Source organism: Citrobacter amalonaticus, from assembly GCF_018323885.1.
Lineage (GTDB): Bacteria > Pseudomonadota > Gammaproteobacteria > Enterobacterales > Enterobacteriaceae > Citrobacter_A > Citrobacter_A amalonaticus.
Window position 1 is genome coordinate 1,719,714 of sequence record NZ_AP024585.1, and the last position, 22,934, is coordinate 1,742,647.

The window sequence follows — 22,934 nt, forward strand, 5'->3', positions numbered from 1 at the left end:
GAAGATGAGTACACTTGAACCTCCGGCACGCGTAGAAAAACCAGGCGGCTTTACGTTCTGGCTGGCGCGCGTGCAGATGAAACACGGGCGCAAACTGGTGATAGCGCTGCCTTACGTCTGGCTGATCCTGCTGTTTCTGCTGCCTTTTCTGATCGTCTTTAAAATCAGTCTGGCGGAGATGGCGCGAGCGATCCCGCCGTATACGGAGCTGATGGAGTGGGCCGACGGGCAACTGTCGATCACCCTTAATCTCGGTAACTTCCTGCAGTTGACGGACGATCCGCTCTACTTTGATGCTTATCTGCAGTCACTACAGGTGGCGGGGATCTCAACGCTCTGCTGTCTGCTGCTGGGGTATCCATTGGCGTGGGCGGTGGCGCACAGCAAGCCGTCAACGCGTAATATTCTGCTGCTGTTGGTGATCCTGCCGTCGTGGACCTCGTTTTTGATCCGCGTATATGCCTGGATGGGGATACTGAAAAATAATGGCGTGTTGAATAACTTTCTGCTGTGGCTGGGCGTAATTGACCAGCCGCTGACCATTCTGCACACCAATCTGGCGGTGTATATCGGTATTGTGTACGCCTATTTGCCGTTCATGGTGCTGCCGATTTATACCGCACTGACGCGGATTGATTACTCGCTGGTGGAAGCGTCGCTGGATCTGGGTGCGCGTCCGTTGAAAACGTTCTTTAGTGTGATCGTCCCGCTGACCAAAGGCGGCATTATTGCCGGTTCTATGCTGGTGTTCATTCCGGCGGTGGGCGAGTTTGTGATCCCGGAACTGCTCGGCGGGCCAGACAGCATCATGATTGGTCGCGTGCTGTGGCAAGAGTTCTTTAACAACCGCGACTGGCCGGTGGCGTCTGCGGTCGCGATTGTCATGTTGCTGCTGCTGATCGTCCCGATTATGTGGTTTCACAAACATCAGCAAAAAAGCGGAGGGACCCACGGATGAACAACTTACCGGTAATTCGTTCGCCCTGGCGGATTGTGATTCTGGTGCTCGGGTTTACTTTCCTGTATGCACCGATGCTGATGCTGGTCATCTACTCGTTTAACAGTTCCAAACTGGTCACGGTGTGGGCTGGATGGTCAACGCGCTGGTATGGCGAACTGTTCCGCGATAGCGCAATGATGAGCGCAGTGGGGTTGAGTCTGACCATCGCCGCCTGCGCGGCGACCATGGCGGCGATACTCGGCACGATTGCTGCGGTGGTGATGGTGCGTTTTGGTCGCTTTCGCGGGTCGAACGGCTTTGCCTTTATGATCACCGCGCCGCTGGTGATGCCGGATGTGATCACCGGGCTCTCTTTGTTGCTGCTGTTTGTCGCACTGGGGCACGCTATTGGCTGGCCGTCAGATCGTGGCATGCTGACTATCTGGCTGGCACACGTCACGTTCTGTACGGCGTATGTGGCGGTGGTGATCTCCTCGCGCCTGCGTGAACTGGATCGCTCCATTGAGGAAGCGGCGATGGATCTGGGGGCGACGCCGCTGAAGGTGTTCTTTGTGATTACGCTGCCGATGATTATGCCAGCGGTGGTCTCCGGCTGGCTGCTGGCATTTACCCTGTCGCTGGACGATCTGGTCATTGCCAGCTTTGTCTCCGGACCGGGCGCGACCACGTTACCGATGCTGGTCTTCTCCAGCGTGCGGATGGGCGTTAACCCGGAAATTAACGCCCTGGCGACGCTGATACTCGGGGTGGTGGGAATTGTTGGTTTTATCGCCTGGTATTTGATGGCTCGCACGGAAAAACAGCGGATCCGCGATATCCAACGTGCAAGACGTGACTGAAGACACTAAAATCTGCCAACCTGGCTACATAATGCCGCGCTCGTCGCGGCATTGTTTTCATGGAAGACGATTCGTTGGGATTTTTTAATAAAACATCCTCATCACATGCCCGCCTGAATGTGCCCACGCTGGTGCAGGTGGCGGCGCTCGCCATTATTATGATCCGTGGGCTCGACCTGCTGATGATTTTCAACACCCTTGGCATTCGCGGACTGGGCGAGTTTATTCATCGCAGCGTGCAGACATGGAATTTAACGCTGGTTTTTCTCGGCAGCCTGATGCTGGTATTTATTGAAATCTGGTGTGCGTTTTCACTGGTGAAAGGGCGTAACTGGGCGCGCTGGATCTATCTCCTCACGCAGGTGATTGCCGCCAGCTATTTGTGGGCGGCCTCGCTGGGCTACGGCTATCCAGAGCTGTTCAGCATTGCGGGTGAGTCAAAGCGGGAGATTCTGCGTACGCTGGTAATGCAAAAACTGCCCGATATGCTGGTGCTGTTATTACTGTTTGTGCCCGCAGCCAGTCGTCGCTTCTTCCGCTTACAATAATGTGTATAATCCTCGCCCCTGTTTAGATAAAGGTTTCCGTATGCAGTGCGCACTCTATGACGCCGGTCGTTGTCGTTCCTGTCAGTGGATCACGCAGCCCGTGGGCGAGCAACTCACCGCCAAAACCGCCGATCTGCGAAATTTGCTTACCGGTTTTCCCGTCGGAGAATGGTGCGTGCCGGTCAGCGGCCCGGAGCAGGCGTTTCGCAATAAGGCGAAGATGGTGGTCAGCGGCAGCGTGGAAAAACCGTTGCTGGGCATGTTGCATCGCGATGGTACGCCAGAAGATCTGTGCGATTGCCCGCTCTATCCGGCCTCGTTTGCGCCGGTGTTTGCTGTGCTGAAACCGTTTATTGCGCGGGCCGGACTAACTCCCTACAACGTGGCACGCAAGCGGGGAGAGCTTAAGTACCTTTTGCTGACGGAAAGTCAGTTTGATGGCGGTATGATGCTGCGCTTTGTTCTGCGTTCCGACAGTAAACTGGCGCAGTTGCGTGCTGCGCTGCCGTGGTTGCAGGCGCAACTGCCGCAACTGAAGGTCATCAGCGTCAATCTTCAGCCGGTACATATGGCGATTATGGAAGGGGAGACAGAAATCTTCCTGACTGAACAGCAGGCGCTGGCGGAGCGGTTTAACGACGTGCCGCTGTGGATCCGCCCGCACAGTTTCTTCCAGACCAACCCGGCGGTGGCAAGCCAATTATATGCCACAGCGCGTGACTGGGTGCGGCAGTTGCCGGTGAACCACATGTGGGATCTGTTCTGTGGTGTCGGTGGGTTTGGTCTGCACTGCGCGACGCCGCAGATGCAGTTGACGGGAATTGAAATTGCGCCGGAAGCCATTGCTTGTGCGAAGCAGTCAGCGGCGGAACTGGGCTTAACCAATCTTCATTTTCAGGCGCTGGATTCGACGCAGTTTGCCACCGGGCAGGGGGCTGTGCCGGATCTGGTGCTGGTGAACCCGCCGCGCCGCGGAATTGGTAAATCCTTGTGTGATTACCTCAGCCGAATGGCACCGCAATTTATCATCTATTCCAGCTGTAATGCGCAGACGATGGCGAAAGACATTGCCGCATTGCCAGGCTATCGCATTGAACGGGTACAGCTTTTCGATATGTTCCCACATACCGCGCATTATGAAGTGCTGACATTGTTGCTGAAGGACGAGTCACGGTTTGCCGGATAGCGGCGATGGCGCCTTATCCGGCTTGCGAGTGAAGTGTATTTTGTAGGCCTGATAAGCGTAGCGTCATCAGGCACTCTACAGCCAATTCTCGGTCTTACTGCGGGAACCACTGGTCGTTGATTTTTTGGTACGTACCATCGGCCTTGATCGCCGCCAGCGCAGCGTTCAGTTTATCCAGCAGCACTTTATTATCCGGGCGAACCGCGATGCCGAGGCCGGTACCGAAGTACTGTGGATCGGTGACTTTCTCGGTTGCCACACCCAACTGCGGGTTAGTTTTCAGCCACTCGTTCACGACGGCGGTATCACCGAATACACCATCTATACGGCCATTTTTCAGGTCGATAAACGCATTCTGATAGCTGTCATAGGCCACGGTTTTCACTTCCGGGTGCTTGTCCTGCAAGTATTTCTGGTGAGTGGTGCCGTTTTCCATCCCGATACGTTTACCTTTCAGGTCGGCAAAGGTTTTATAGGTATCTTTCTTCGAAATTACCAGCGCCGAGTTGGCATAGTAGGGGGTCGTAAACGCCACCTGTTTGCTCCGCTCTGGGGTGATATCCATACCGGAAATCACGGCGTCATATTTTTTGAACTTGAGCGCCGGGATCAGGCTGTCAAATGCATGGTTGGTGAAAGTACATTCTGCCTGCATCTGTTTGCATAAGGCTTTTGCCAGATCGAGGTCGAAGCCGACGATTTGGTTATTGGCATCCATAGATTCGAACGGTGGATAGGTCGCAGAGACGCCAAAACTGATTTTTTCAGCGGCAGAGGCACCGAAGGTGAAAGAGGCAAGTAATGTGGCCAGAACTAACTTTTTCATGGTTGGACTCCCGTTATGATGAGGCGCCGTTTCTGCGGCATGGATTTACAATGCCAGTAAATGAATTTGTATGCAATAAAAATGATTAACTATTTTGTGATAAATAAAAAAAGACGGACAGGTTATAAACTTGTCCGTCTTGTTGGTTGTGATTTATGCAATAAAGTGCTTAGTTTCGACGTTCGAATGCCAGCGCTTTGCGCTCGATCAGACGCATCATTAACGTCAACAGGCCGTTGACGATCAGGTAGATAACTCCCGCTGCGCCGAACACCATCACATCATAGGTGCGACCGTACAGCAGCTGACCATAACCCATCACTTCCATCAGCGTGATGGTATATGCCAGAGAGGTACTTTTGAACACCAGCACCACTTCGTTGGAATACGAGGAGAGGGCGCGTTTAAAGGCATACGGCAACAGGATTGCCAGCGTGTCTTTCTTGCTCATCCCCAGCGCGCCGCAGGACTGCCACTGGCCTTCCGGAATCGCGCGAATCGCCCCGTAGAACAGTTGAGTGGTATAAGCTGCGCTGTTCAGCGACAGTGCAATCAAGGCGCACAACCACGGCTCTGACAGCAGATGCCACAGAACCGGATACTCCTGCAGAGACGGAAACTGACCCGGTCCGTAGTAGATCAAGAAGATCTGAACCAGCAGCGGCGTACCGGTAAACAGCGTGATATAGCCACGCACCAGCCAGACTACCACCGGCGTTTTCAACGTCAGAACAATCGTGAAAATCAACGCCAGAATCAGGGCAACGACAATGGATGCCACCGTCAGGGTCAGGCTGGTATGCAGTCCTTTCAGCAGTTCAGGTAAATACTCAAACATCAGCCTGGTCTCCGCTCAAAACGTGTCGCGCGCAGGTCAATGCGTTTGAGAATGTACTGGCTCACCAGCGTAATCACCAGGTAGATCGCCGCAGCGATAATGTACCAGTTAAACGGTTCCTGGGTTCGCGTGGCGATACTCTTGGTTTGCAGCATCAGGTCGTTGACGCTGATGAGGCTCACCAGCGCGGTATCTTTCAGCAATACCAGCCACTGGTTGCCCAGCCCCGGCAGCGCATGACGCCACATTTGCGGCATCACCAGCCGGAAGAAAATGGCGGTCTTCGACAGTCCCAACGCCTGGCCGGATTCCCACTGCCCCAGCGGTACCGCTTTTAGCGCGCCGCGCAACGTTTGAGACGCATAGGCTGCGTAGAGCAGAGAGAGGGCAATCACCCCACACAGGAAGGGGCTGACGTCGAAGTTTTCGATCTCCATTCGTACCGGAATCTGCACGACGCCCAGATTGATCGTAAAGCCATCAGAGAGCATCAGCAGCAGTTGAGAGGAGCCGAAATAGATAAACAGCACCACCAGAATTTCCGGCAGGCCGCGTAAAATGGTGACCAGCGCGGAACCCGTCCACGCGACAGGACGCCATTTCACTGACTCCCAGACGGCGAAAAGCATTGCCAGCGCCAGGCCGAGGATCAGTGCACAAACGGCAAGGCCGACGGTCATCCCGGCGGCGCTTGCAAGTGGGAAAAATTCGTTCATCAAGGCTTACTTCTGGAACCATTTGTTATAGATGGTCTCGTAAGTCCCATCTTTCTTCACTTTTTCCAGCGCAGTGTTGAATTTCTGCTGCAGTTCCTCATTGCCCTGGCGTACGGCGATGCCGAGGCCGGTGCCGAAGTAATCTTTATCCGTCACTTTGTCGCCAACCGGCGCCAGCTTCGGATTGTCTTTCAGCCACTCTGTGACCACCGCGGTATCACCGAACACACTGTCAATACGGCCGTTTTGCAGATCCAGTTTCGCATTCTGGTAGCTGTCATACGGAACGGTAGTGATTTCCGGGTGCTTATCCATGATGAATTTCTGGTGAGTGGTGCCATTCTGCACGCCCACTTTCTTGCCTTTCAGCTGATCAACGCCAGTGAATTTACCCTGCTGACCAATGAACAGCGCGGAGTTGTCATAGTAAGGGGTCGTGAACAGCACCTGTTTTTCACGCTCGGGCGTGATATCCATCCCGGCCATCACCGCGTCGAAACGGCGGAATTTCAGGCTTGGGATCAGGCTGTCAAATGCCTGGTTGGTAAAGGTACAGGTCGCGTCGATCTCTTTACACAGCGCATTGGCCAGATCGACATCAAAGCCGACAATCTTGTTATTAGCGTCCATGGATTCAAACGGAGGATAGGACGCTTCGGTCGCAAAACGAATGGTCTGGGCTGCTGTAGCGGAAAGGCTAAAGCCTGCGATAAGCGCGGCAATCAGAACTTTTTTCATTGTGTTGTCCCGAATCTTAGTGAGAGAGATAGTTTTTAAATGCTTCGGTCTGCGGGTCGGCAAAGCAACTCGCATTACCCTGCTCGACGATATGACCGTTTTCCATATACACGACGCGGCTGGCGGTTTTACGCGCCACTTCCACTTCGTGCGTCACGATCACTTGTGTAATTTTAGTTTCCGCCAGTTCACGAATGATGCTGACGATCTGCGCGGTAATTTCCGGGTCCAGCGCGGCGGTGGGTTCATCAAACAGCAACACCTGCGGCTCCATCATCAACGCGCGGGCAATGGCCACACGCTGCTGTTGTCCGCCGGAGAGATGCAGCGGATAGCGATCGCTATAAGGTTTCAGGCGCAGGCGTTCAAGCAGCTTTTCGGCGCGCGCCAGTGCCTGATCTTTCGACAGACCCAGCACGCGGCAGGGTGCCTCAATCAGATTCTGTTGCACAGTGAGGTGCGGCCACAGATTGTATTGCTGAAAGACCATTCCGACGTTCTGACGCAGCTCGCGAATTGCTTTATCTGACGGCGTCTTGCGGAAATCGAAGTGATTTCCCGCAATGTTAAGCGTACCGGAACGCGGCATCTCAAGCAGATTGAGTACCCGCAGCAGTGAGCTTTTACCGGCCCCGCTTGGGCCCAGTAACACCAGTGTTTCACCCTGCGGGCAATCCAGCGTGATATCGAACAGCGCCTGATGCGCGCCGTAGAAGCAGTTAATGCCGTTTAATTGAATACTCATTGATGCTCGTATACTGGCCGTCTGATAGCTATTGAAGCCGCAGATAGTACCTTTGACAGAATAGTTATGCAATATTTATGCTTTAAAAGTTAAATATAACGCGCATTTCTCATTAAACATAGCACAAAATAGCGAGGGGGAAGGTCGGTAAGAACAATTGTCGGCATTCCATGCAGAATGCCGGACAATTTACGGGGGGACAATTTTTAGCGCGTTTAAGCGGAGAGATTAACGGTTTTCAACCGACTGACGAAGCGTACCGGCCGGGGCATGCACGCTGCCGCCGAGATAGCGAACATCATCAATGGCCCAGCACTGGCCTTCACGGATCATCAGCACTTCATCCTGCCAGTTCTGATCGCCCTGTTTCAGCGCAACGCGTAGCGGGATGTTTCGTGCATCACTATTCGGAATGGTCGAGGCGCTGGCAACACTGGCGCTGTCCGGCGGCGTGGCGCGGCTGGAGAACGGATCGCTGCTCATCAATTGACGATGCGCACTGTCACGACTGGCATCCGACAGCAGTTTCGCCAGGCTGTCGCTCAGATAAGGGCGCAGGGCGGTGAGATCATTACTGCGGTGCTGGATACGATAGTCATAGAATTGTTGAGCCACACTGTCCGGGCCGCCATCCACACAGGCCCCCGCACGCGGCCCGTTGTCTTTATAGGCTGGCGTGACGGTAGTGCAGGCGCTGAGCAGCAGCGCGCAAGGGATGAGCAGGGAGAGTTTCGAATAGCGCATAGTGATTTCCTTATAAGCGTTCTGCCATGAGTCTTCTAAGATAACAGTCATCTACGATAATCAATTATATCCTTTCAATGATAGTGTATGGCGCTGATAATGTGCTGAATGTAACCAGGAGAGACATCATGCAATTTTCGACAACCCCCACGCTCGAAGGACAAAGCATCGTGGAATACTGCGGTGTGGTCACAGGCGAAGCCATTCTGGGCGCGAATATTTTCCGGGACTTTTTTGCCGGTATCCGCGATATCGTCGGCGGTCGTTCAGGCGCTTACGAAAAAGAGTTACGCAAAGCGCGTGAAATTGCTTTCGCAGAGCTGGGCGAGCAGGCGAAAGCGCTGGGCGCTGACGCCGTCGTGGGCATTGATATCGATTATGAAACGGTCGGCAAAGACAGCAGCATGCTGATGGTCAGCGTCAGCGGGACGGCGGTGAAAACGCGTCGATGAGAAAGGGGTTATGGCTGGCGGCCTTTGCGTTACTGCTGACGGGATGCGCGGGCGAAAAAGGGATCGTTGATAAAGACGGTTATCAGCTTGATACCCGTCATCAGGCGCAGGCGGCATATCCGCGCATCAAAGTGTTGGTGATCCACTATACCGCGGATGACTTCGATAGCTCGCTGGCGACGCTGACGGATAAAAACGTCAGTTCGCATTATCTGATCCCGTCCGTGCCGCCGTTGCATCGTGGTAAACCGCGTATCTGGCAACTGGTGCCGGAACAGGATCTGGCGTGGCATGCCGGTATCAGTTTCTGGCGCGGCGCGACGCGCATCAACGACACCTCGATTGGCATTGAGCTGGAAAATCGCGGCTGGCAAAAATCGGCGGGTGATAAATATTTTGCCCCGTTTGAGCCTGCGCAGATTCAGGCGCTGATCCCGCTGGCAAAAGACATTATCGCCCGTTACGACATCAAGCCACAGAACGTGGTCGCGCATGCGGATATTGCCCCACAGCGAAAAGACGATCCCGGTCCGCTGTTTCCCTGGCGAGCGCTGGCAGCACAAGGCATTGGCGCCTGGCCCGATGCGCAGCGGGTAAATTTCTACCTCGCTGGGCGGGCGCCGCATACGCCCGTTGAGATGGCCTCACTGCTGGATCTGTTGTCGCGTTATGGGTATGAGGTGAAGCCTGAAATGACCGCGCGTGAACAGCAGCGCGTTGTGATGGCGTTTCAGATGCACTTCCGCCCGACGTTGTGGAACGGCGTTGCCGATGCCGAAACGCAGGCGATTGCTGAGGCGTTACTGGAAAAGTATGGGCAAGGTTAGCGATGCAGTTTTCCGTGGTCGCGCAACCACGCGGCCGTTTTCACAATACCTTCATCCAGCGTCACCACCGGCTTATACCCCAGTTCCGTTTCGGCACGGCTGATATCCAGCGTAAAATCGAAATTCAGCTTCGACACCCCGTAGTGGGTTAACGCCGGCTCTTTGGCAGACTTATTGCCAAAGTGCTCCAGGCTGCGGGCAATCATATCCAGCATCGGATAGGGCACGGAACGGATCCGGCAGTGAATATTCAGTTCATCAATCAGCTTTTGCACGATACTGCGCAGGGTTCTGGGTTCGCCGTTGGTGATGTTGTACACCCGACCGGACGGCAGGCTGTCGCACAGTTCCTGACTCGCCAGCCACATCGCGTGGATTGCGTTCTCATAGTAGGTCATATCGACCATCGCGCTGCCGCCGTGCGGCAACAGCACGCTGCCGTAGTGGTGCATCATGTGCGCCAGACGGGGAATAAACACTTTGTCGTGTGGGCCAAACAGGCTCTGTGGGCGCAACACCGTAAACCGGGTCTGCGGGTTGGCCTGGGCCAGCAGGCTGATGACCTCTTCGCCAGCGGCTTTGCTGCGGGCAAATTCGTTGGCAAAGCGGTGCGGGTGAAAATCTTCTTTGATATCGCGATGATGGTGATAATCGAAATAAAGCGATGGAGAGGAAATATGAACAAAGTTACGCACGCCCCATGCGACGGCCCATTCGCCAAGACGGCGGGTCGCACGTACGTTTGCCAGATCAAAGGCTTCCTGAGTTCCCCAGGGTGAGGTGAAACTTGAGCAGTGCCACAGCGTATCGATGCCCGCAAGCATAACCTTCGCCTGCGAAGAGACCAGCTCGGTCAGATCCGCATGCACAAACTCCGCGCCCATTTTTTCGAGCAGTTTACCCATCGCTTCGTTGCGACCGGTCGCTCTGACGCTGATGCCTTTGTTGCGCAAAAACTCAACCGCGTTTCGTCCTAAGCCGCTGGTTGCGCCGGTAACCAGTACCTTCATATCAGTCCACTGTGTTTAATAAAACGTCGTGCGCATTCTTCCGTGAATTACGTCGGTATGCAATGGGAAACGTGAAACAATACAGTAAGTTTTTACGATTTATCTGTGATTTGTTCTGCAAGTCTGGCAATTTTATTTGCCATCCCCCGGAAAATAAACAGGTGCGCCGGGATCATCAGCAGCCAGTAGAAAAGCCCTGGCATACCGTGCGGATGCCACCAGGCACGCACGTCAATTTCGCGATGATCGCCCTTATCGTCAAGGGTAAAGCTCAGCCGTCCCAGGCCTGGCGCTTTCATGCCAAACAGCAGCGTGAGCTGTTTTTCTGGCTCGACGATAATCACTTTCCAACTGTCTACAGTATCGCCCGGTTGAAGCAGTTCGTGTTCAGGGCGACCTTTTGCCAGCCGATGCCCGACTAGCAGATCCAGCGCGGCCCGGATCTTCCACAATCCATTGCCAAAGAAATAGCCCTCTTTGCCGCCAAGACGGTTCACTACCCGCCACAACGCCGGCAAACTGGCGGATGTCTTTACGGTAAACCCGGCCTGTTTGGCGAAAAAACCGTATTCCGGTCGCCAGCGGGCAAACGCCTGCGCGTCGTAACCCCAGTCGCTGGAGTTCACCAGTTTCTCCTCTTCCTTCAGCGTGCTGCGTACAGCATCGTCAAAGGCGATAAGCTTTTGGGGTATCAACGCCCGTAGTTCGCTGTCATCGGCCAGCAGATCGTGTCTGAGGCCCTGTATCAACGCTTTCGCGGTGGTAGGCGGCACCGAGGTGATGACATTCAGGAACCAGACGGAAATCCAACGGGTGGGAAAGGGGATGGGGATAAGCCAGCGATGCTTGCCGCTCACCGTCATGAAATGTTCGAACTGCTGCTGATAGCTAAGCACCTGTGGCCCGGCGGCTTCAAAGATCCGATGCTCACGGGACGGGTGATCCAGCAAGGCCACCAGATAATGCAGCAGGTTTTCCAGCGCGATGGGCGTGGTACGTGAGCGCACCCAGCGCGGCGGGGTCAGCACCGGCAGGTTGTAGACCATGTCGCGCATCACTTCAAAAGCGGCGGAACCGGCTCCGACGATGATCCCGGCGCGCAGTTCCGTTACCGGTACGCCAGACTCGCGCAGGGTATCGGCGGTGATCTGCCGCGCCCGCAGGTGGTCAGACTGCTCGTGTTCCGGTGCCTGCAAGGAACTGAGAAAAATCAGTTGCCCGACCGGCGTTTCACGCAGAGCATCACGCACGTTAAGCGCGACCTGACGCTCATGGGCAATGAAATCGCCGCCTTCTCCCATACCGTGTACCAGATAGTAGACGGTATCAACATTCGTCAACAGAGACGCAAGCTGCGTCGGCCAGTTCAGATCGACCTTATGACAGCTGACGTTGGGCAACTGCTGTTTGTCCAGTCGTTCAATGCGACGTGCCACCGCCAGTACCTGATGTCCTTGCTGGCTGAGCGCCTGCACCAGATGTTGACCAATGTAACCACTGGCGCCAAGAACCACTATGCGTTGCGGCACATCTCTCTCCTTAACGAGTCAGGAACGCGCGCCAGTGGGCGACGACATCAGCAAGCTGTTCCCGTGAAACATCCAGATGGGTCACCAGACGGGCAATCGGCGACGCGTTGATCAGCACGCCCTGTGCCTTCATGTACTCACCCAGCGCTACGGCGTTGGCCTCACCGACGCGGACAAACAGCATATTGGTGTCGTGACGCATCACGTCCGCCCCGGCTTCCCGTAGCTGCTCTGCAAGCCAGGCCGCGTTGTCGTGATCGTCCTGCAGGCGCGCAACGTTATTTTTCAGGGCATACAGTCCAGCTGCCGCCAGGATACCGGCCTGACGCATGCCGCCACCGGTCATTTTGCGCCAGCGGGTCGCACGCTTAATGTAATCGTGGCTGCCGACCAGTAGCGATCCGACCGGCGTCCCCAGCCCTTTGGACAGGCAGATGGTAAAGGAGTCGCAATACTGCACGACCTCTTTGAGTTCACAGCCGTACGTCACGACAGCGTTAAAAATACGTGCGCCATCGACATGCAGCGCCAGACCGCGCTCACGGGTAAATTCCCATGCCTCTTTCAGATACTCTCGTGGCAGGACTTTGCCGTTGTGGGTATTTTCGAGGCTTAACAGGCGGGTACGGGCAAAGTGGATGTCATCTGCCTTTATTTTGGCGGCGACTTTATCCAGCGGTAACGTTCCGTCTGGCGCAGCGTCAATCGGCTGCGGCTGAATGCTGCCGAGCACCGCCGCGCCGCCGGCTTCATACAGATAGTTATGTGCCCCCTGACCGGCGATATACTCTTCGCCACGCTCGCAGTGGCTCAGTAGCGCCACGAGGTTGGCCTGGGTGCCGGTGGGTAAAAATAACGCCGCTTCTTTACCTGAAAGGTCAGCGGCGTAGTGCTGGAGAGCGTTAACGGTAGGGTCATCCCCGTACACGTCGTCCCCCACCGGGGCGGCCATCATTTCTTCAAGCATGGCGCGACTCGGACGGGTGACGGTATCACTGCGTAGATCAATCATTGCACATCCCTATTGTTTGAAAGGCGATGTGCATTGTTTTACCTGAGCCAGTTGGTTTTTGCCAGTTCGATCACCTCATCGCCGCGACCGCTGATGATGGCGCGCAGCATATACAGGCTGAAGCCTTTGGCCTGCTCCAGTTTGATCTGCGGCGGAATGGCCAGTTCTTCTTTTGCAACAACTACATCCACCAGCACCGGGCCGTCGATTGACAGGGCGCGCTGTAGTGCTTCATCAACGTCTGCGGCTTTTTCCACCCGAATACCGGTGATGCCGCACGCTTCGGCAATGCGCGCAAAATTAGTGTCGTGCAACTCCGTACCGTCAGTGAGATAACCACCGGCCTTCATCTCCATCGCCACAAAGCCCAGCACGCTGTTGTTAAAGACCACGATTTTGACCGGGAGCTTCATCTGGACCACCGACAGGAAATCCCCCATCAGCATACTGAATCCGCCGTCGCCGCACATGGCAATGACCTGACGTCCCGGTGCGGTGGCCTGTGCGCCCAGCGCCTGCGGCATGGCGTTAGCCATCGAACCGTGGTTAAACGAGCCCAACAGACGGCGCTTGCCGTTCATTTTCAGGTAGCGGGCGGCCCACACCGTCGGCGTACCGACGTCGCAGGTAAAGATGGCGTCATCGGCGGCAAAATGGCTGATTTGTTGCGCCAGGTACTGCGGGTGAATTGCCTTTTCGCTGGGTTTGGCAAGATCGTCGAGGCCCTTACGCGCATCGCGATAATCGCTCAATGCCTTATCGAGGAATTTACGTTCGGTTTTCTCTTCCACCAGCGGCAGCAGTGCCGTCAGCGTGGCTTTGATATCGCCTACCAGCGCCATATCGACCTTACTGTGCGCGCCGATACTGGCGGGATTGATATCAATCTGAATAATTTTGGCGTCAGTTGGGTAGAACGCGCGGTAAGGGAACTGCGTACCGAGTAGCACCAGCGTATCGGCATTCATCATGGTATGGAAGCCGGATGAGAAGCCGATCAATCCGGTCATCCCCACATCATATGGGTTGTCGTATTCGACATGTTCTTTACCGCGCAGGGCGTGAACGATAGGTGCCTTAATTTTGGCGGCAAACTCGACCAGTTCTTTATGCGCACCCGCGCAGCCGCTGCCGCACATCAGGGCGATGTTGCTGGAGTAGCGTAACAGTTGGGCCAGCTTTCTTAACTCTTCTTCTGCGGGCGTGACGATCGGTAAGGGCGCGTGATACCAGTGGCTGCTGGCGCTTTCTGGCGCCGGTTTTAATGCCACATCGCCTGGTAATACCACCACCGAGACGCCGCGATTGAGCACCGCTTTGCGCATGGCAATCGCCAGGACCTGGGGGATCTGTTCCGGGCTGGAAACAAGCTCGCAATAGTGGCTACATTCGCGGAACAGTTCTTGTGGGTGCGTCTCCTGGAAATAGCCGCTGCCAATTTCGCTGGACGGAATGTGGGCGGCGATGGCCAGCACCGGGACGTGGTTACGATGACAATCAAACAGACCGTTGATCAGATGCAGGTTACCGGGTCCACAAGACCCTGCGCAAACCGCCAGTTCACCGGTCAGTTGCGCCTCCGCACCCGCCGCAAACGCGGCAACTTCTTCATGACGGGTCGACATCCACTCAATCGTTCCCATGCGATTGAGGCTGTCGCTCAGGCCGTTCAGCGAATCGCCCGTCACGCCCCAGATACGTTTCACACCTGCCTGTTCCAGTGTTTTAGCAATAAAAGCGGCAACCGTTTGTTTCATGGTTTTCCATCTCCTTAATTGTGATACCGGTTACAAGTTTAGATGAAGATAGTGATTACGCTGCGTGGCACCCCCTTATTTTCAGCGGCTTCCTTTCAGGGGGGATAACGCGTAGCGTGAAAAAATCAGAGTGAACCAGGGGTAAATTCAGATGCTTATCACATTGTTAAATGCAGTGAATCGGATGCTGACGCACGAGGATTTTGGCAAGTTTTTATTACGCCTGGCGGTTGGGGGATTGATGCTGTTTCACGGGCTGCATAAGCTGTTTGCCGGGATTGATGGCATTAGCGGAATGCTGATTGCCAAAGGGTTACCGGGCTTTATTGCGTACGGCGTACTGGTGGGGGAAGTGATTGCGCCTTGTCTGATTATTCTCGGGATCCTGACGCGTCCTGCGGCGCTGGTGCTGGCATTCACCATGATTGTGGCGTGGCTGATGGTCGGGATGAATGAAACCTGGGCGCTGGATAAAACTGGCGCCTGGGCAATTGAAAGTCTGATCTATTTCTTTATCGGCGCACTGGTGGTGGCGTTTCTCGGTGCGGGACGGTTTTCGGTTGCGGGTAATTCAGCCTGGCGGTAAAAAAAAGCCCGGACGAACCGGGCTTTGTTGACTCAGGCGAGCACTAAGTCGCCCTGCGGGTGACAGGAGCAGGCCAGTACGTAGCCTTCGGCGATTTCAGCATCGGTTAGCGTCATGGTGCTGCTGACCGTATAGTCGCCGGAAACCACTTTGGTTTTACAGCACCCGCAGACGCCCGCGCGGCAGGCAACGGTGACGGGCACCTTGTTGCTTTCCAGCGCATCCAGCAGCGTCGTACCGACCGGCGCGTAAAATTCTTTCGCTGGCTGCAGCTTAGTGAATTTCAGACCGCTGGTTACCGCTTCCGCTACCGGGGTGAAGAACTGTTCTTTAAAGAAGCGCGTGACACCCAGCGCTTTCACTTCCCGCTCGACCAGATCCATATACGGCGCCGGGCCACAGGTCATCACCGTGCGGGAGGCCAGATCCGGTACCTGTTGCAACAGCGCAGTGGTCAGGCGACCGGCGACAAAACCGGCCGTGGCGTTGTTTTCCGCCACCAGCGTGACCGGATACTGACGCCATTCTTCGGCAAAAATGACATCCTGCGGCGAGCGCACGTTGAAGATCACCTGTACGTCAGCATGCGGACGGTACTTCGCCAACCAGCGGCGCATCGACATGATCGGCGTGACGCCACAACCGGCTGCCAGCATCAGGAACTTATCATCGGCTTTGTCTTCGCAGATGAAATCGCCCATTGCATCGGACAGCCAGAGGTAGTCGCCGCGCTTCACGTCGCGGGTTAACCACTGTGAGCCCGCACCGTCGTCAATCCGGCGAACGGTCAGCGTAATGTACTCGCTGACGCCCGGCGTTGAAGAGAGCGTGTAAGCGCGCAGCGTTTCCGCCGAATTACGCACGCTGATCAGTGCATACTGCCCGGCGCGATACGGATAATAGTCGTGGCACAGCAACGAAATTGTCCATACATCCGGCGTTTCCTGATGGATGTGATGAACCTGCATCCGCCATGGGCACTGATGAGTTGGCATTGTCATTTTTTTACTCCTTACGCGCTCAGCAACTGCTTCATGTCTTCTTCAACGGTGGTCACGGAACGTAGACCAAATTTCTCGTTGAGTACCGCCAGCAGATCCGGCGTGAAGAAACCAGGCGCCGTCGGGCCAGTAACGATGTTTTTCACACCGAGAGACAGCAGGGTCAGCAGAATGACAATCGCTTTCTGTTCAAACCAGGAGAGTACCAGCGACAGCGGCAGGTCGTTTACGCCACAGCCCAGTTTCTCTGCCAGCGTCACTGCCAGAATGATAGCGGAGTACGCATCGTTACACTGACCGGCATCAACCAGACGCGGCAGGCCTTCGATATCGCCGAACTCCAGCTTGTTGAAGCGATATTTACCGCAGGCCAGGGTCAGGATCAGGCAATCATCCGGTACGCTGGTGGCGAAATCAGTGAAGTAGTTACGTTCGCCGCGCGCGCCGTCACAGCCGCCAACCAGGAAGATGTGACGCAGTTTTTCACGGCTCACCAGATCGATCAGGGTGTCCGCCGCGCCCAGCAGGGTCTGACGACCGAAACCGACGGTGATCAGGTGTGGAATTTCGCTGTACGGGAAGCCTGCCATTTGCTGGGCCTGCGCGATAACCGGACCGAAGTCATCGCCTTCCAGGTGGCTCACACCCGGCCAACCGACGATGCTGCGAGTCCAGATACGATCGTCGTAACTGCCAACGGTCGGGTCGATGATGCAGTTAGAGGTCATCACGATAGGGCCAGGGAAGCGGGCGAATTCGACCTGCTGGTTCTGCCAGCCGCTACCGTAGTTACCAATCAGATGTTTGAATTTACGCAGTTCCGGATAACCGTGCGCGGGCAGCATTTCACCGTGGGTGTAGACGTTAACGCCCGTACCTTCGGTTTGTTCCAGCAGGTTATACAGATCTTTCAGGTCATGACCTGAGATCAGGATGCACTTCCCTTCGGTCGCTTTCACGTTAACCTGGGTCGGCGTCGGGTGGCCGTATTTAGTGGTTTCACCGGCATCCAGAATGCTCATCACTTTGAAGTTCATCTGGCCGATTTCCATTGAGCACTCCAGCAGAGCGTTCATATCGGAAGGCCAGGTGCCCAGCCACGCCATGATTTTATGGTACTGCGCGTAGATATCGTTGTCGTACTTCCCGAGAACGTGCGCGTGCTCCATATAGGCCGCCGCCCCTTTCAGACCGTACAGGCACAACAGACGCAGGCCGAGAATGTTCTCGCCAATCGCGGCTTTGTCTTTGTTCGGGGTAAATTCGGCGGCCTGACGCTGCAGGTCGCCCAGATCGTCGCTAACCAGTTGCAGGTCAGCCATTGGGTTATCGCAGTGCGCATTGGCGTCAACGCTCAGGCATTGGGTTTTTAGCGCTTCACGCATCGCGATAGCGTCGCGTGCATAGCCAACGATACGTGGAGAATCGAAGTTAACGTTGGTCAGCGTGGAGAAGAAAGCACGCGGGGCAAAGTTATCAACGTCATGATTAATGATGCCATATTCACGAGCTTTAGTCGCCCATGCAGACAGACCTTGTAGGGAGGCGATCAGCAGATCCTGCAGATCAGAGGTTTCAGCCGTTTTACCGCACATACCCTGCGCGTAAGAGCAGCCGTTTCCTGCCGGAGTACGGATGGTTTGTTCACATTGCACACAAAACATGGTCACACCTTTAAAGTTATATTTGATATACATGTTTAAGATTATGCCTGTACGCAGAGGGATAAAAGGGATTTCTGATACAACTTACAGGGAGATTGATTTAGCGCAATTTTGGCGGCAGTGGCCTACCGCCAAAGAGGGCGTTAAGCGGAGAAAAAAGCCATCAAAATGGGCACCAGCAAACTGAGGACAAAGCCGTGAACAATCGCCGCTGGAACCATCTCCAGCCCACCGGTACGCTGTAAAACCGGCAGGGTAAAGTCCATTGACGTGGCACCACACAGTCCCAGTGCAGTAGAACGGCTGCGGCGTACCAGACCCGGGATCAGCATAATCGCGAGCAGTTCGCGCGCCAGATCGTTAAAGAACGCGGCGCTGCCGATCACCGGACCGTAGGATTCGGTCAGCAAAATACCAGAAAGGGAGTACCAGCCAAAACCCGACGCCATCGCCAGCGCGGTTTTCACTGGCAGACCGAGAATCAACGCGTTAATCAGGCCGCCAATCATGGAACTGGCGACGACCACGACCGCCACAATCATGCCTCGCCGGTTCAGGACAATCTGCTTTAACGTCATCCCGCTATTGCGTAACTGGATGCCGACCAACAACAGCAGCAGGATCAGCGTATATTCGCTTGCTTCTGTGGCGTGTTGCAAAATGGGCAGCGCGCTCAATCCCAGCAAAAAGCCAACCACCACCACGCCGCACAGTTTCAGCGACTCAAGCGCCATCGCGATACGGGAGGGCAGTTTCTCTTGTTGATGATGATGTCGCCAGGGTAATGCGCGTTCCAGCCACAGTAATGCGGCAATATTGCACAGCAAAATAACGGTAATGCTAACGGCGGAATAGTGAAATATCGCCAGCAAATTGCTCGCCAGATTATCCAGAAAGGCCAGGCTGATCCCCATAAAAAAGAGAATCAGATAAACCATCCAGCTCAATAGTCGATTGATCAGTTTTAATGCCGCGGAGTGCCGAAGCGGAATGAGATAACCTGCTATCAGCGGAAGCAGAATGATGAGAAGTCCTGAAAACATGAACAGCCGGGTCCTTTGAATTAGCGAGACAGCGCCATGACACTACCCAATTACGCGGGTTCAGTAAAGATGCAAAATAAAAGCCGGACAAGGTCCGGCTGAAGCGCGTTTGACCCGACGGGTATGCGCCGTCGGGTGTTCTGACATTAATCGCGTTTTTCGAGCAGCGTACGGTAAATAAGACCGCCGAGAATCCCGCCAATAATTGGCATCACCCAGAATAACCACAGTTGTTCTAACGCCCAACCGCCCTGGAAGATAGCGACCGCGGTACTCCGCGCCGGGTTCACAGACGTATTGGTCACCGGAATGCTGATCAAGTGGATAAGGGTTAATGCCAGACCGATAGCGATCGGCGCAAAACCTGCCGGTGCATGTTTGTCCGTTGCGCCGTGAATCACCAGCAAGAAGCCGGCAGTCAGCACGATTTCGATAATAATCGCGGACAGCATGGAGTAGCCACCCGAAGAGTGCTCGCCATAACCGTTGGAGGCGAAACCGCTGGCGGTTGCATCAAAACCAGCTTTACCGCTGGCAATTAAATACAGGACTGCCGCTGCAATAATACCGCCGACTACCTGGGCAATAATGTAGCCAATAACCTCTTTTGCCGGGAAACGGCCGCCAGCCCATAAGCCTAATGTCACCGCCGGATTAAAATGCCCGCCGGAAATATGGCCAACAGCAAAGGCCATGGTTAATACGGTCAGGCCGAAGGCCAGGGCAACACCCGCAAAACCAATACCTAATTCCGGAAACGCTGCTGCCAGAACGGCGCTGCCGCAGCCACCAAAAACAAGCCAAAATGTACCAAAACATTCGGCTGCTAATTTTCTCAACATATCCACCTCAATGTAAAAAATAACCACAAAAAAATAGTGGCAATCAATATTTATTGTCTGCCTGAATGACGACAAATAAATAGCTCGCTATTTTAAAAACGATCGTCATCCGTTCTCTAGTCAAATAAAACCCGTTAGTTTGATTTAGGGCAATGCGGCGTCATTCCTTCCATAGATTTCTCTTAAGGGAAGTGTAGTGCAAAGTCCTGTGAAAATGGATTGTCAAAAACGGATTTATTTTTTGCATCCTGCAAAACGTGCGTTTCTGTATTACGAATGAAAGAGTAAAGAATAAATCGTTCATCCTTCAGACAGTTAGCTTGCGTAATAATATGCCTGTCACGTCCCGCGCCGGGTTTTGCGGTTATACTGCGAGGAGAGTAAAGGGAAAGTGAAGATTTTCTGGAGGATACATGATTCTCGAACGCGTTGAGATAGTGGGATTTCGCGGTATCAATCGACTGTCGTTGATGCTCGAGCAGAATAACGTCCTGATCGGTGAGAACGCCTGGGGTAAATCAAGTTTACTGGATGCGTTAACACTCCTGCTGTCACCCGAATCTGAGTTGTATCATTTTGACCGCGATGATTTCTGGTTTCCTCCTGGTGATATGAAAGGCCGCGAACATCATCTGCATATCGTACTGACGTTTCGTGAATCTCAGCCTGGGCGCTACCGGGTTCGCCGCTATCGGCCGCTCGAGGCGTGCTGGGCACCGTGTCACGATGGTTTTCAACGCATCTTTTATCGACTTGAAGGCGAATGTGGCGAGGATGGCAGCGTGATGACGCTGCGCAGTTTTCTCGACGGTGACGGGCATCCGCTGGCGGTAGACGATATCAACGAACAGGCGCGGCATCTGGTGCGCCTGATGCCGGTGCTGCGTTTACGCGATGCGCGGTTTATGCGCCGTATTCGTAACGGCACGGTGCCGGAGGTTGCTGATGTCGAAGTCACCGCCCGCCAACTGGATTTTCTCGCCCGCGAACTGGCGATGCGTCCGCAGAATCTCACCGACGGACAGATTCGGCAGGGACTCTCGGCGATGGTGCAACTGCTTGAGCACTATTTTACCGAGCAGGGCACTTCGCAGTCCCGCCACCGCTTAATGCGCCGACGCTCCACCAACGAACAGCGAAGCTGGCGCTATCTCGATATTATCAACCGGATGATCGACAAACCGGGAGGACGTACTCACCGGGTGATTCTGTTGGGGCTGTTCTCCACGCTGTTGCAGGCGAAGGGCACGGTCAGGCTGCATAAAGACGCCAGACCACTGCTGTTGGTAGAAGATCCGGAAACGCGTCTGCATCCCATCATGCTGTCAGTGGCATGGCAGTTGCTGAATCTGCTACCGCTTCAGCGTATCACCACCACCAACTCGGGCGAGTTGCTCTCGCTGACCCCGGTGGAACATGTCTGCCGTCTGGTGCGTGAATCCTCACGCGTGGCGGCCTGGCGACTGGGACCGGGGGGGCTGAGCGCAGAGGATGGTCGACGCATTGCGTTCCACATTCGCTTTAACCGTGCTTCCTCGCTGTTTGCCCGCTGCTGGCTGCTGGTGGAAGGGGAAACAGAAACCTGGGTTATCAACGAACTGGCCCGTCAGTGCGGTCATCACTTTGATGCCGAAGGGATTAAGGTGATCGAATTCGCGCAGTCCGGTCTTAAACCGCTGGTGAAATTCGCCCGGCGGATGGGCATTGAGTGGCACGTGCTGGTGGATGGTGATGAAGCCGGGAAAAAATATGCCGCCACGGTGCGCAGCCTGCTGAATAACGACCGGGAAGAGGAGCGCGAACACCTGACGACGCTGCCAGCGCTGGATATGGAACACTTTATGTACCGGCAGGGGTTTGCCGATGTTTTTCACCGGGTGGCGCAAATCCCGGAAAATGTGCCAATGAATATGCGCAAAATCATTTCGAAGGCGATCCATCGCTCATCGAAGCCCGACTTAGCCATCGAAGTGGCGATGGAAGCCGGGCGGCGAGGTGTGGATGCGGTGCCGACGCTGCTGAGAAAAATGTTCTCCCGGGTGCTGTGGCTGGCGCGCGGCAGAGCGGACTAACCCTGTAAGCACTGCGGAACCTGCGTGACAACGCTGTCGAGCAGCGCATAGCGGCGGCGGTATTCAGCCCGTTTTTTGCTGGCGATATCCGCCTCGCTTTTTCGCGCAATGGTCAGCGGCAGCGAGAAGTAATCTCCTTGCGTTTTTTCACCGCCCAGGGACGCCCAGAAGGCGTCGTAGTCGGCATGCATTTGCGTTTTTTTGTCCATATAGCGCCAACTGCGATAAACATGCACCGCGTTGCTGACCGCCAGAATCTGCTCCGCCCTGGCGATGTGCGCGAACTGACACAGCGCTTCCATTACCACTCTTTTGGGGAACAGGCCGTAACAGGCTTTCGTGGCCTGCTGAATAACCTCATGTGGAACATCATTTGCCGCGCCCTGCAAGCCGCCAATAAACAGGGTGCGTTTTCCGTTTAGCGTGCAGAATGTGAAGGTAATTTCTGCCAGAATACGCATCTGCTCGTCGCGGATCACGACGGTACTTTCACCTTCTTTATCCAGTGAGACCAGGCTGACTAAATCAAGCTGGAATGACGCACCGTCTTTGGCCTCAAATTTTGCCAGATTGAGACCGTTCTGGCTTAAATAACGGGCCAGTTGTTCGCGGCTGAATAACTGACGCAGCAGGTCATAATGACTACAGAGCGCGGTCAGTGCGGTTTCGCGCTTAATATTCACCGCCATATACGGGCGATGCAGACGAATTGGCAACCGGGGTTGTCGGGCCAGCAGCGTATTCAGCTCAGGCCATTGGGTCAGGTTTTCCAGCAACTGACGGGTAGCCCTTGGCATCAGTAACGAGCGAATTAAAAACTTACGGCGAAAGCTGGCCTTCCGCCAGAATTTACCCGGCAGTAATTGACCCCTTGTCAGGCGCATAAATAATTGTAAAGGAGACGCAACGTCTGAAGTGTAAAAGGTATTATCAGTAATCTGTGACATGATCATAATCCGCAATGCGATGATTGTGGAAATTGAAACACGCTGAATCTT

General features: G+C 54.7%; 23 protein-coding genes. 8 read left to right on the forward strand and 15 right to left on the reverse strand.

The genetic code is table 11. The features are described from left to right. Positions 1-4 precede the first annotated feature (4 nt). From potH to rlmC, 4 genes are read left to right on the forward strand one after another with little or no spacing between them, the layout of a single operon-like run. Positions 5-958 carry a putrescine ABC transporter permease PotH gene (gene potH / locus KI228_RS08010; RefSeq protein ID WP_061070333.1) on the forward strand — a complete coding sequence of 318 codons (954 nt, stop codon included), beginning with the start codon at positions 5-7 and terminating at the stop codon, positions 956-958. Continuing rightward, positions 955-1,800, forward strand: coding sequence for a putrescine ABC transporter permease PotI (potI, locus tag KI228_RS08015; protein ID WP_042320333.1), 846 nt, complete (start codon positions 955-957; stop codon positions 1,798-1,800). Before potH ends, potI begins: the two co-directional genes overlap by 4 nt. A 59-nt stretch (positions 1,801-1,859) precedes the next feature. Continuing rightward, positions 1,860-2,348, forward strand: coding sequence for a YbjO family protein (locus KI228_RS08020; protein ID WP_043001232.1), 489 nt, complete (start codon positions 1,860-1,862; stop codon positions 2,346-2,348). 40 nt (positions 2,349-2,388) lie between these two features. Beyond that, complete coding sequence (gene rlmC / locus KI228_RS08025) at positions 2,389-3,534, forward strand: 23S rRNA (uracil(747)-C(5))-methyltransferase RlmC (protein ID WP_061070332.1); 1,146 nt, start codon at positions 2,389-2,391, stop codon at positions 3,532-3,534. 94 nt (positions 3,535-3,628) lie between these two features. On the opposite strand, the gene artJ is transcribed toward rlmC, so the two are convergent. The 6 genes from artJ to KI228_RS08055 form a co-directional block, all read right to left on the reverse strand. After that, on the reverse strand, positions 3,629-4,360 hold the full coding sequence (gene artJ / locus KI228_RS08030) for an arginine ABC transporter substrate-binding protein ArtJ (protein ID WP_043001230.1): 732 nt from the start codon (positions 4,358-4,360) through the stop codon (positions 3,629-3,631). A gap of 169 nt (positions 4,361-4,529) precedes the next feature. After that, positions 4,530-5,198: an arginine ABC transporter permease ArtM gene (gene artM / locus KI228_RS08035; protein ID WP_042320323.1), complete on the reverse strand. Its 669-nt coding sequence runs from the start codon at positions 5,196-5,198 to the stop codon at positions 4,530-4,532. Then, positions 5,198-5,914: an arginine ABC transporter permease ArtQ gene (artQ, locus tag KI228_RS08040; protein WP_043001228.1), complete on the reverse strand. Its 717-nt coding sequence runs from the start codon at positions 5,912-5,914 to the stop codon at positions 5,198-5,200. Before artQ ends, artM begins: the two co-directional genes overlap by 1 nt. A 6-nt stretch (positions 5,915-5,920) precedes the next feature. Further along, positions 5,921-6,652 carry an arginine ABC transporter substrate-binding protein ArtI gene (gene artI / locus KI228_RS08045; RefSeq protein WP_043001227.1) on the reverse strand — a complete coding sequence of 244 codons (732 nt, stop codon included), beginning with the start codon at positions 6,650-6,652 and terminating at the stop codon, positions 5,921-5,923. A gap of 16 nt (positions 6,653-6,668) precedes the next feature. Beyond that, a complete protein-coding gene (gene artP / locus KI228_RS08050) occupies positions 6,669-7,397 on the reverse strand; it encodes an arginine ABC transporter ATP-binding protein ArtP (protein WP_043001226.1) in 729 nt (242 codons plus the stop codon). A 228-nt stretch (positions 7,398-7,625) separates the two neighbouring features. Continuing rightward, positions 7,626-8,141, reverse strand: coding sequence for a lipoprotein (locus KI228_RS08055; protein ID WP_044264217.1), 516 nt, complete (start codon positions 8,139-8,141; stop codon positions 7,626-7,628). Positions 8,142-8,269: 128 nt separating this feature from the next. Between KI228_RS08055 and KI228_RS08060 the strand changes: the two genes are divergently transcribed. Next, on the forward strand, positions 8,270-8,593 hold the full coding sequence (locus tag KI228_RS08060) for a heavy metal-binding domain-containing protein (protein ID WP_042320310.1): 324 nt from the start codon (positions 8,270-8,272) through the stop codon (positions 8,591-8,593). Next, positions 8,590-9,420 carry an N-acetylmuramoyl-L-alanine amidase gene (locus KI228_RS08065; RefSeq protein WP_044256372.1) on the forward strand — a complete coding sequence of 277 codons (831 nt, stop codon included), beginning with the start codon at positions 8,590-8,592 and terminating at the stop codon, positions 9,418-9,420. Before KI228_RS08060 ends, KI228_RS08065 begins: the two co-directional genes overlap by 4 nt. On the opposite strand, the gene KI228_RS08070 is transcribed toward KI228_RS08065, so the two are convergent. The 4 genes from KI228_RS08070 to poxB all read right to left on the reverse strand — a co-directional run bounded on the left by KI228_RS08070 (position 9,417) and on the right by poxB (position 14,728). After that, positions 9,417-10,430, reverse strand: a complete 1,014-nt coding sequence (locus KI228_RS08070; RefSeq protein ID WP_061070331.1) for an NAD-dependent epimerase/dehydratase family protein — start codon at positions 10,428-10,430, stop codon at positions 9,417-9,419. The genes KI228_RS08065 and KI228_RS08070 overlap by 4 nt on opposite strands. Positions 10,431-10,522: 92 nt before the next feature. Then, entirely contained in the window at positions 10,523-11,959 is a 1,437-nt protein-coding gene (locus KI228_RS08075; protein ID WP_044256370.1) for an SDR family oxidoreductase, read from the reverse strand. 10 nt (positions 11,960-11,969) lie between these two features. Next, positions 11,970-12,971, reverse strand: coding sequence for a low-specificity L-threonine aldolase (gene ltaE / locus KI228_RS08080; RefSeq protein WP_104010324.1), 1,002 nt, complete (start codon positions 12,969-12,971; stop codon positions 11,970-11,972). Positions 12,972-13,009: 38 nt separating this feature from the next. Next, positions 13,010-14,728: a ubiquinone-dependent pyruvate dehydrogenase gene (gene poxB / locus KI228_RS08085; RefSeq protein ID WP_044256366.1), complete on the reverse strand. Its 1,719-nt coding sequence runs from the start codon at positions 14,726-14,728 to the stop codon at positions 13,010-13,012. A 151-nt stretch (positions 14,729-14,879) separates the two neighbouring features. Here poxB and KI228_RS08090 point away from each other — a divergent pair, with 151 nt between their 5' ends. Continuing rightward, positions 14,880-15,314: a DoxX family protein gene (locus KI228_RS08090; RefSeq protein WP_061070330.1), complete on the forward strand. Its 435-nt coding sequence runs from the start codon at positions 14,880-14,882 to the stop codon at positions 15,312-15,314. Positions 15,315-15,346: 32 nt separating this feature from the next. Here the strand turns inward: KI228_RS08090 and hcr are convergent, their stop codons facing one another. The 4 genes from hcr to aqpZ form a co-directional block, all read right to left on the reverse strand. Then, positions 15,347-16,315 (reverse strand): NADH oxidoreductase, encoded by a 969-nt coding sequence (gene hcr / locus KI228_RS08095; RefSeq protein WP_044264207.1) that lies wholly within the window; start codon positions 16,313-16,315, stop codon positions 15,347-15,349. An 11-nt stretch (positions 16,316-16,326) separates the two neighbouring features. Continuing rightward, positions 16,327-17,979 carry a hydroxylamine reductase gene (hcp, locus tag KI228_RS08100; RefSeq protein WP_044327097.1) on the reverse strand — a complete coding sequence of 551 codons (1,653 nt, stop codon included), beginning with the start codon at positions 17,977-17,979 and terminating at the stop codon, positions 16,327-16,329. Positions 17,980-18,122: 143 nt separating this feature from the next. Beyond that, positions 18,123-19,022: a LysO family transporter gene (locus KI228_RS08105; protein WP_061070329.1), complete on the reverse strand. Its 900-nt coding sequence runs from the start codon at positions 19,020-19,022 to the stop codon at positions 18,123-18,125. 146 nt (positions 19,023-19,168) lie between these two features. Next, positions 19,169-19,864 carry an aquaporin Z gene (gene aqpZ / locus KI228_RS08110; protein ID WP_141227488.1) on the reverse strand — a complete coding sequence of 232 codons (696 nt, stop codon included), beginning with the start codon at positions 19,862-19,864 and terminating at the stop codon, positions 19,169-19,171. A gap of 413 nt (positions 19,865-20,277) precedes the next feature. Here aqpZ and KI228_RS08115 point away from each other — a divergent pair, with 413 nt between their 5' ends. Next, positions 20,278-21,936, forward strand: a complete 1,659-nt coding sequence (locus tag KI228_RS08115) for an ATP-dependent endonuclease (protein ID WP_043001216.1) — start codon at positions 20,278-20,280, stop codon at positions 21,934-21,936. Here the strand turns inward: KI228_RS08115 and KI228_RS08120 are convergent. After that, positions 21,933-22,883: a VirK/YbjX family protein gene (locus KI228_RS08120; RefSeq protein ID WP_043001215.1), complete on the reverse strand. Its 951-nt coding sequence runs from the start codon at positions 22,881-22,883 to the stop codon at positions 21,933-21,935. The genes KI228_RS08115 and KI228_RS08120 overlap by 4 nt on opposite strands. Positions 22,884-22,934: the final 51 nt, after the last annotated feature.

What these genes read in the sequence shown, in the direction of transcription:
- KI228_RS08090 (WP_061070330.1), top strand. Translation starts at nt 14,880, where the DNA reads ATGCTTATCACATTGTTAAATGCAGTGAATCGGATGCTGACGCACGAG.
- KI228_RS08070 (WP_061070331.1), bottom strand. Translation starts at nt 10,430, where the DNA reads ATGAAGGTACTGGTTACCGGCGCAACCAGCGGCTTAGGACGAAACGCG.
- ltaE (WP_104010324.1), bottom strand. Translation starts at nt 12,971, where the DNA reads ATGATTGATCTACGCAGTGATACCGTCACCCGTCCGAGTCGCGCCATG.
- KI228_RS08120 (WP_043001215.1), bottom strand. Translation starts at nt 22,883, where the DNA reads ATGTCACAGATTACTGATAATACCTTTTACACTTCAGACGTTGCGTCT.
- potI (WP_042320333.1), top strand. Translation starts at nt 955, where the DNA reads ATGAACAACTTACCGGTAATTCGTTCGCCCTGGCGGATTGTGATTCTG.
- artP (WP_043001226.1), bottom strand. Translation starts at nt 7,397, where the DNA reads ATGAGTATTCAATTAAACGGCATTAACTGCTTCTACGGCGCGCATCAG.
- KI228_RS08065 (WP_044256372.1), top strand. Translation starts at nt 8,590, where the DNA reads ATGAGAAAGGGGTTATGGCTGGCGGCCTTTGCGTTACTGCTGACGGGA.
- hcp (WP_044327097.1), bottom strand. Translation starts at nt 17,979, where the DNA reads ATGTTTTGTGTGCAATGTGAACAAACCATCCGTACTCCGGCAGGAAAC.
- KI228_RS08105 (WP_061070329.1), bottom strand. Translation starts at nt 19,022, where the DNA reads ATGTTTTCAGGACTTCTCATCATTCTGCTTCCGCTGATAGCAGGTTAT.
- aqpZ (WP_141227488.1), bottom strand. Translation starts at nt 19,864, where the DNA reads ATGTTGAGAAAATTAGCAGCCGAATGTTTTGGTACATTTTGGCTTGTT.
- KI228_RS08055 (WP_044264217.1), bottom strand. Translation starts at nt 8,141, where the DNA reads ATGCGCTATTCGAAACTCTCCCTGCTCATCCCTTGCGCGCTGCTGCTC.
- poxB (WP_044256366.1), bottom strand. Translation starts at nt 14,728, where the DNA reads ATGAAACAAACGGTTGCCGCTTTTATTGCTAAAACACTGGAACAGGCA.
- artM (WP_042320323.1), bottom strand. Translation starts at nt 5,198, where the DNA reads ATGTTTGAGTATTTACCTGAACTGCTGAAAGGACTGCATACCAGCCTG.
- KI228_RS08020 (WP_043001232.1), top strand. Translation starts at nt 1,860, where the DNA reads ATGGAAGACGATTCGTTGGGATTTTTTAATAAAACATCCTCATCACAT.
- KI228_RS08060 (WP_042320310.1), top strand. Translation starts at nt 8,270, where the DNA reads ATGCAATTTTCGACAACCCCCACGCTCGAAGGACAAAGCATCGTGGAA.
- artJ (WP_043001230.1), bottom strand. Translation starts at nt 4,360, where the DNA reads ATGAAAAAGTTAGTTCTGGCCACATTACTTGCCTCTTTCACCTTCGGT.
- rlmC (WP_061070332.1), top strand. Translation starts at nt 2,389, where the DNA reads ATGCAGTGCGCACTCTATGACGCCGGTCGTTGTCGTTCCTGTCAGTGG.
- potH (WP_061070333.1), top strand. Translation starts at nt 5, where the DNA reads ATGAGTACACTTGAACCTCCGGCACGCGTAGAAAAACCAGGCGGCTTT.
- KI228_RS08115 (WP_043001216.1), top strand. Translation starts at nt 20,278, where the DNA reads ATGATTCTCGAACGCGTTGAGATAGTGGGATTTCGCGGTATCAATCGA.
- hcr (WP_044264207.1), bottom strand. Translation starts at nt 16,315, where the DNA reads ATGACAATGCCAACTCATCAGTGCCCATGGCGGATGCAGGTTCATCAC.
- artQ (WP_043001228.1), bottom strand. Translation starts at nt 5,914, where the DNA reads ATGAACGAATTTTTCCCACTTGCAAGCGCCGCCGGGATGACCGTCGGC.
- artI (WP_043001227.1), bottom strand. Translation starts at nt 6,652, where the DNA reads ATGAAAAAAGTTCTGATTGCCGCGCTTATCGCAGGCTTTAGCCTTTCC.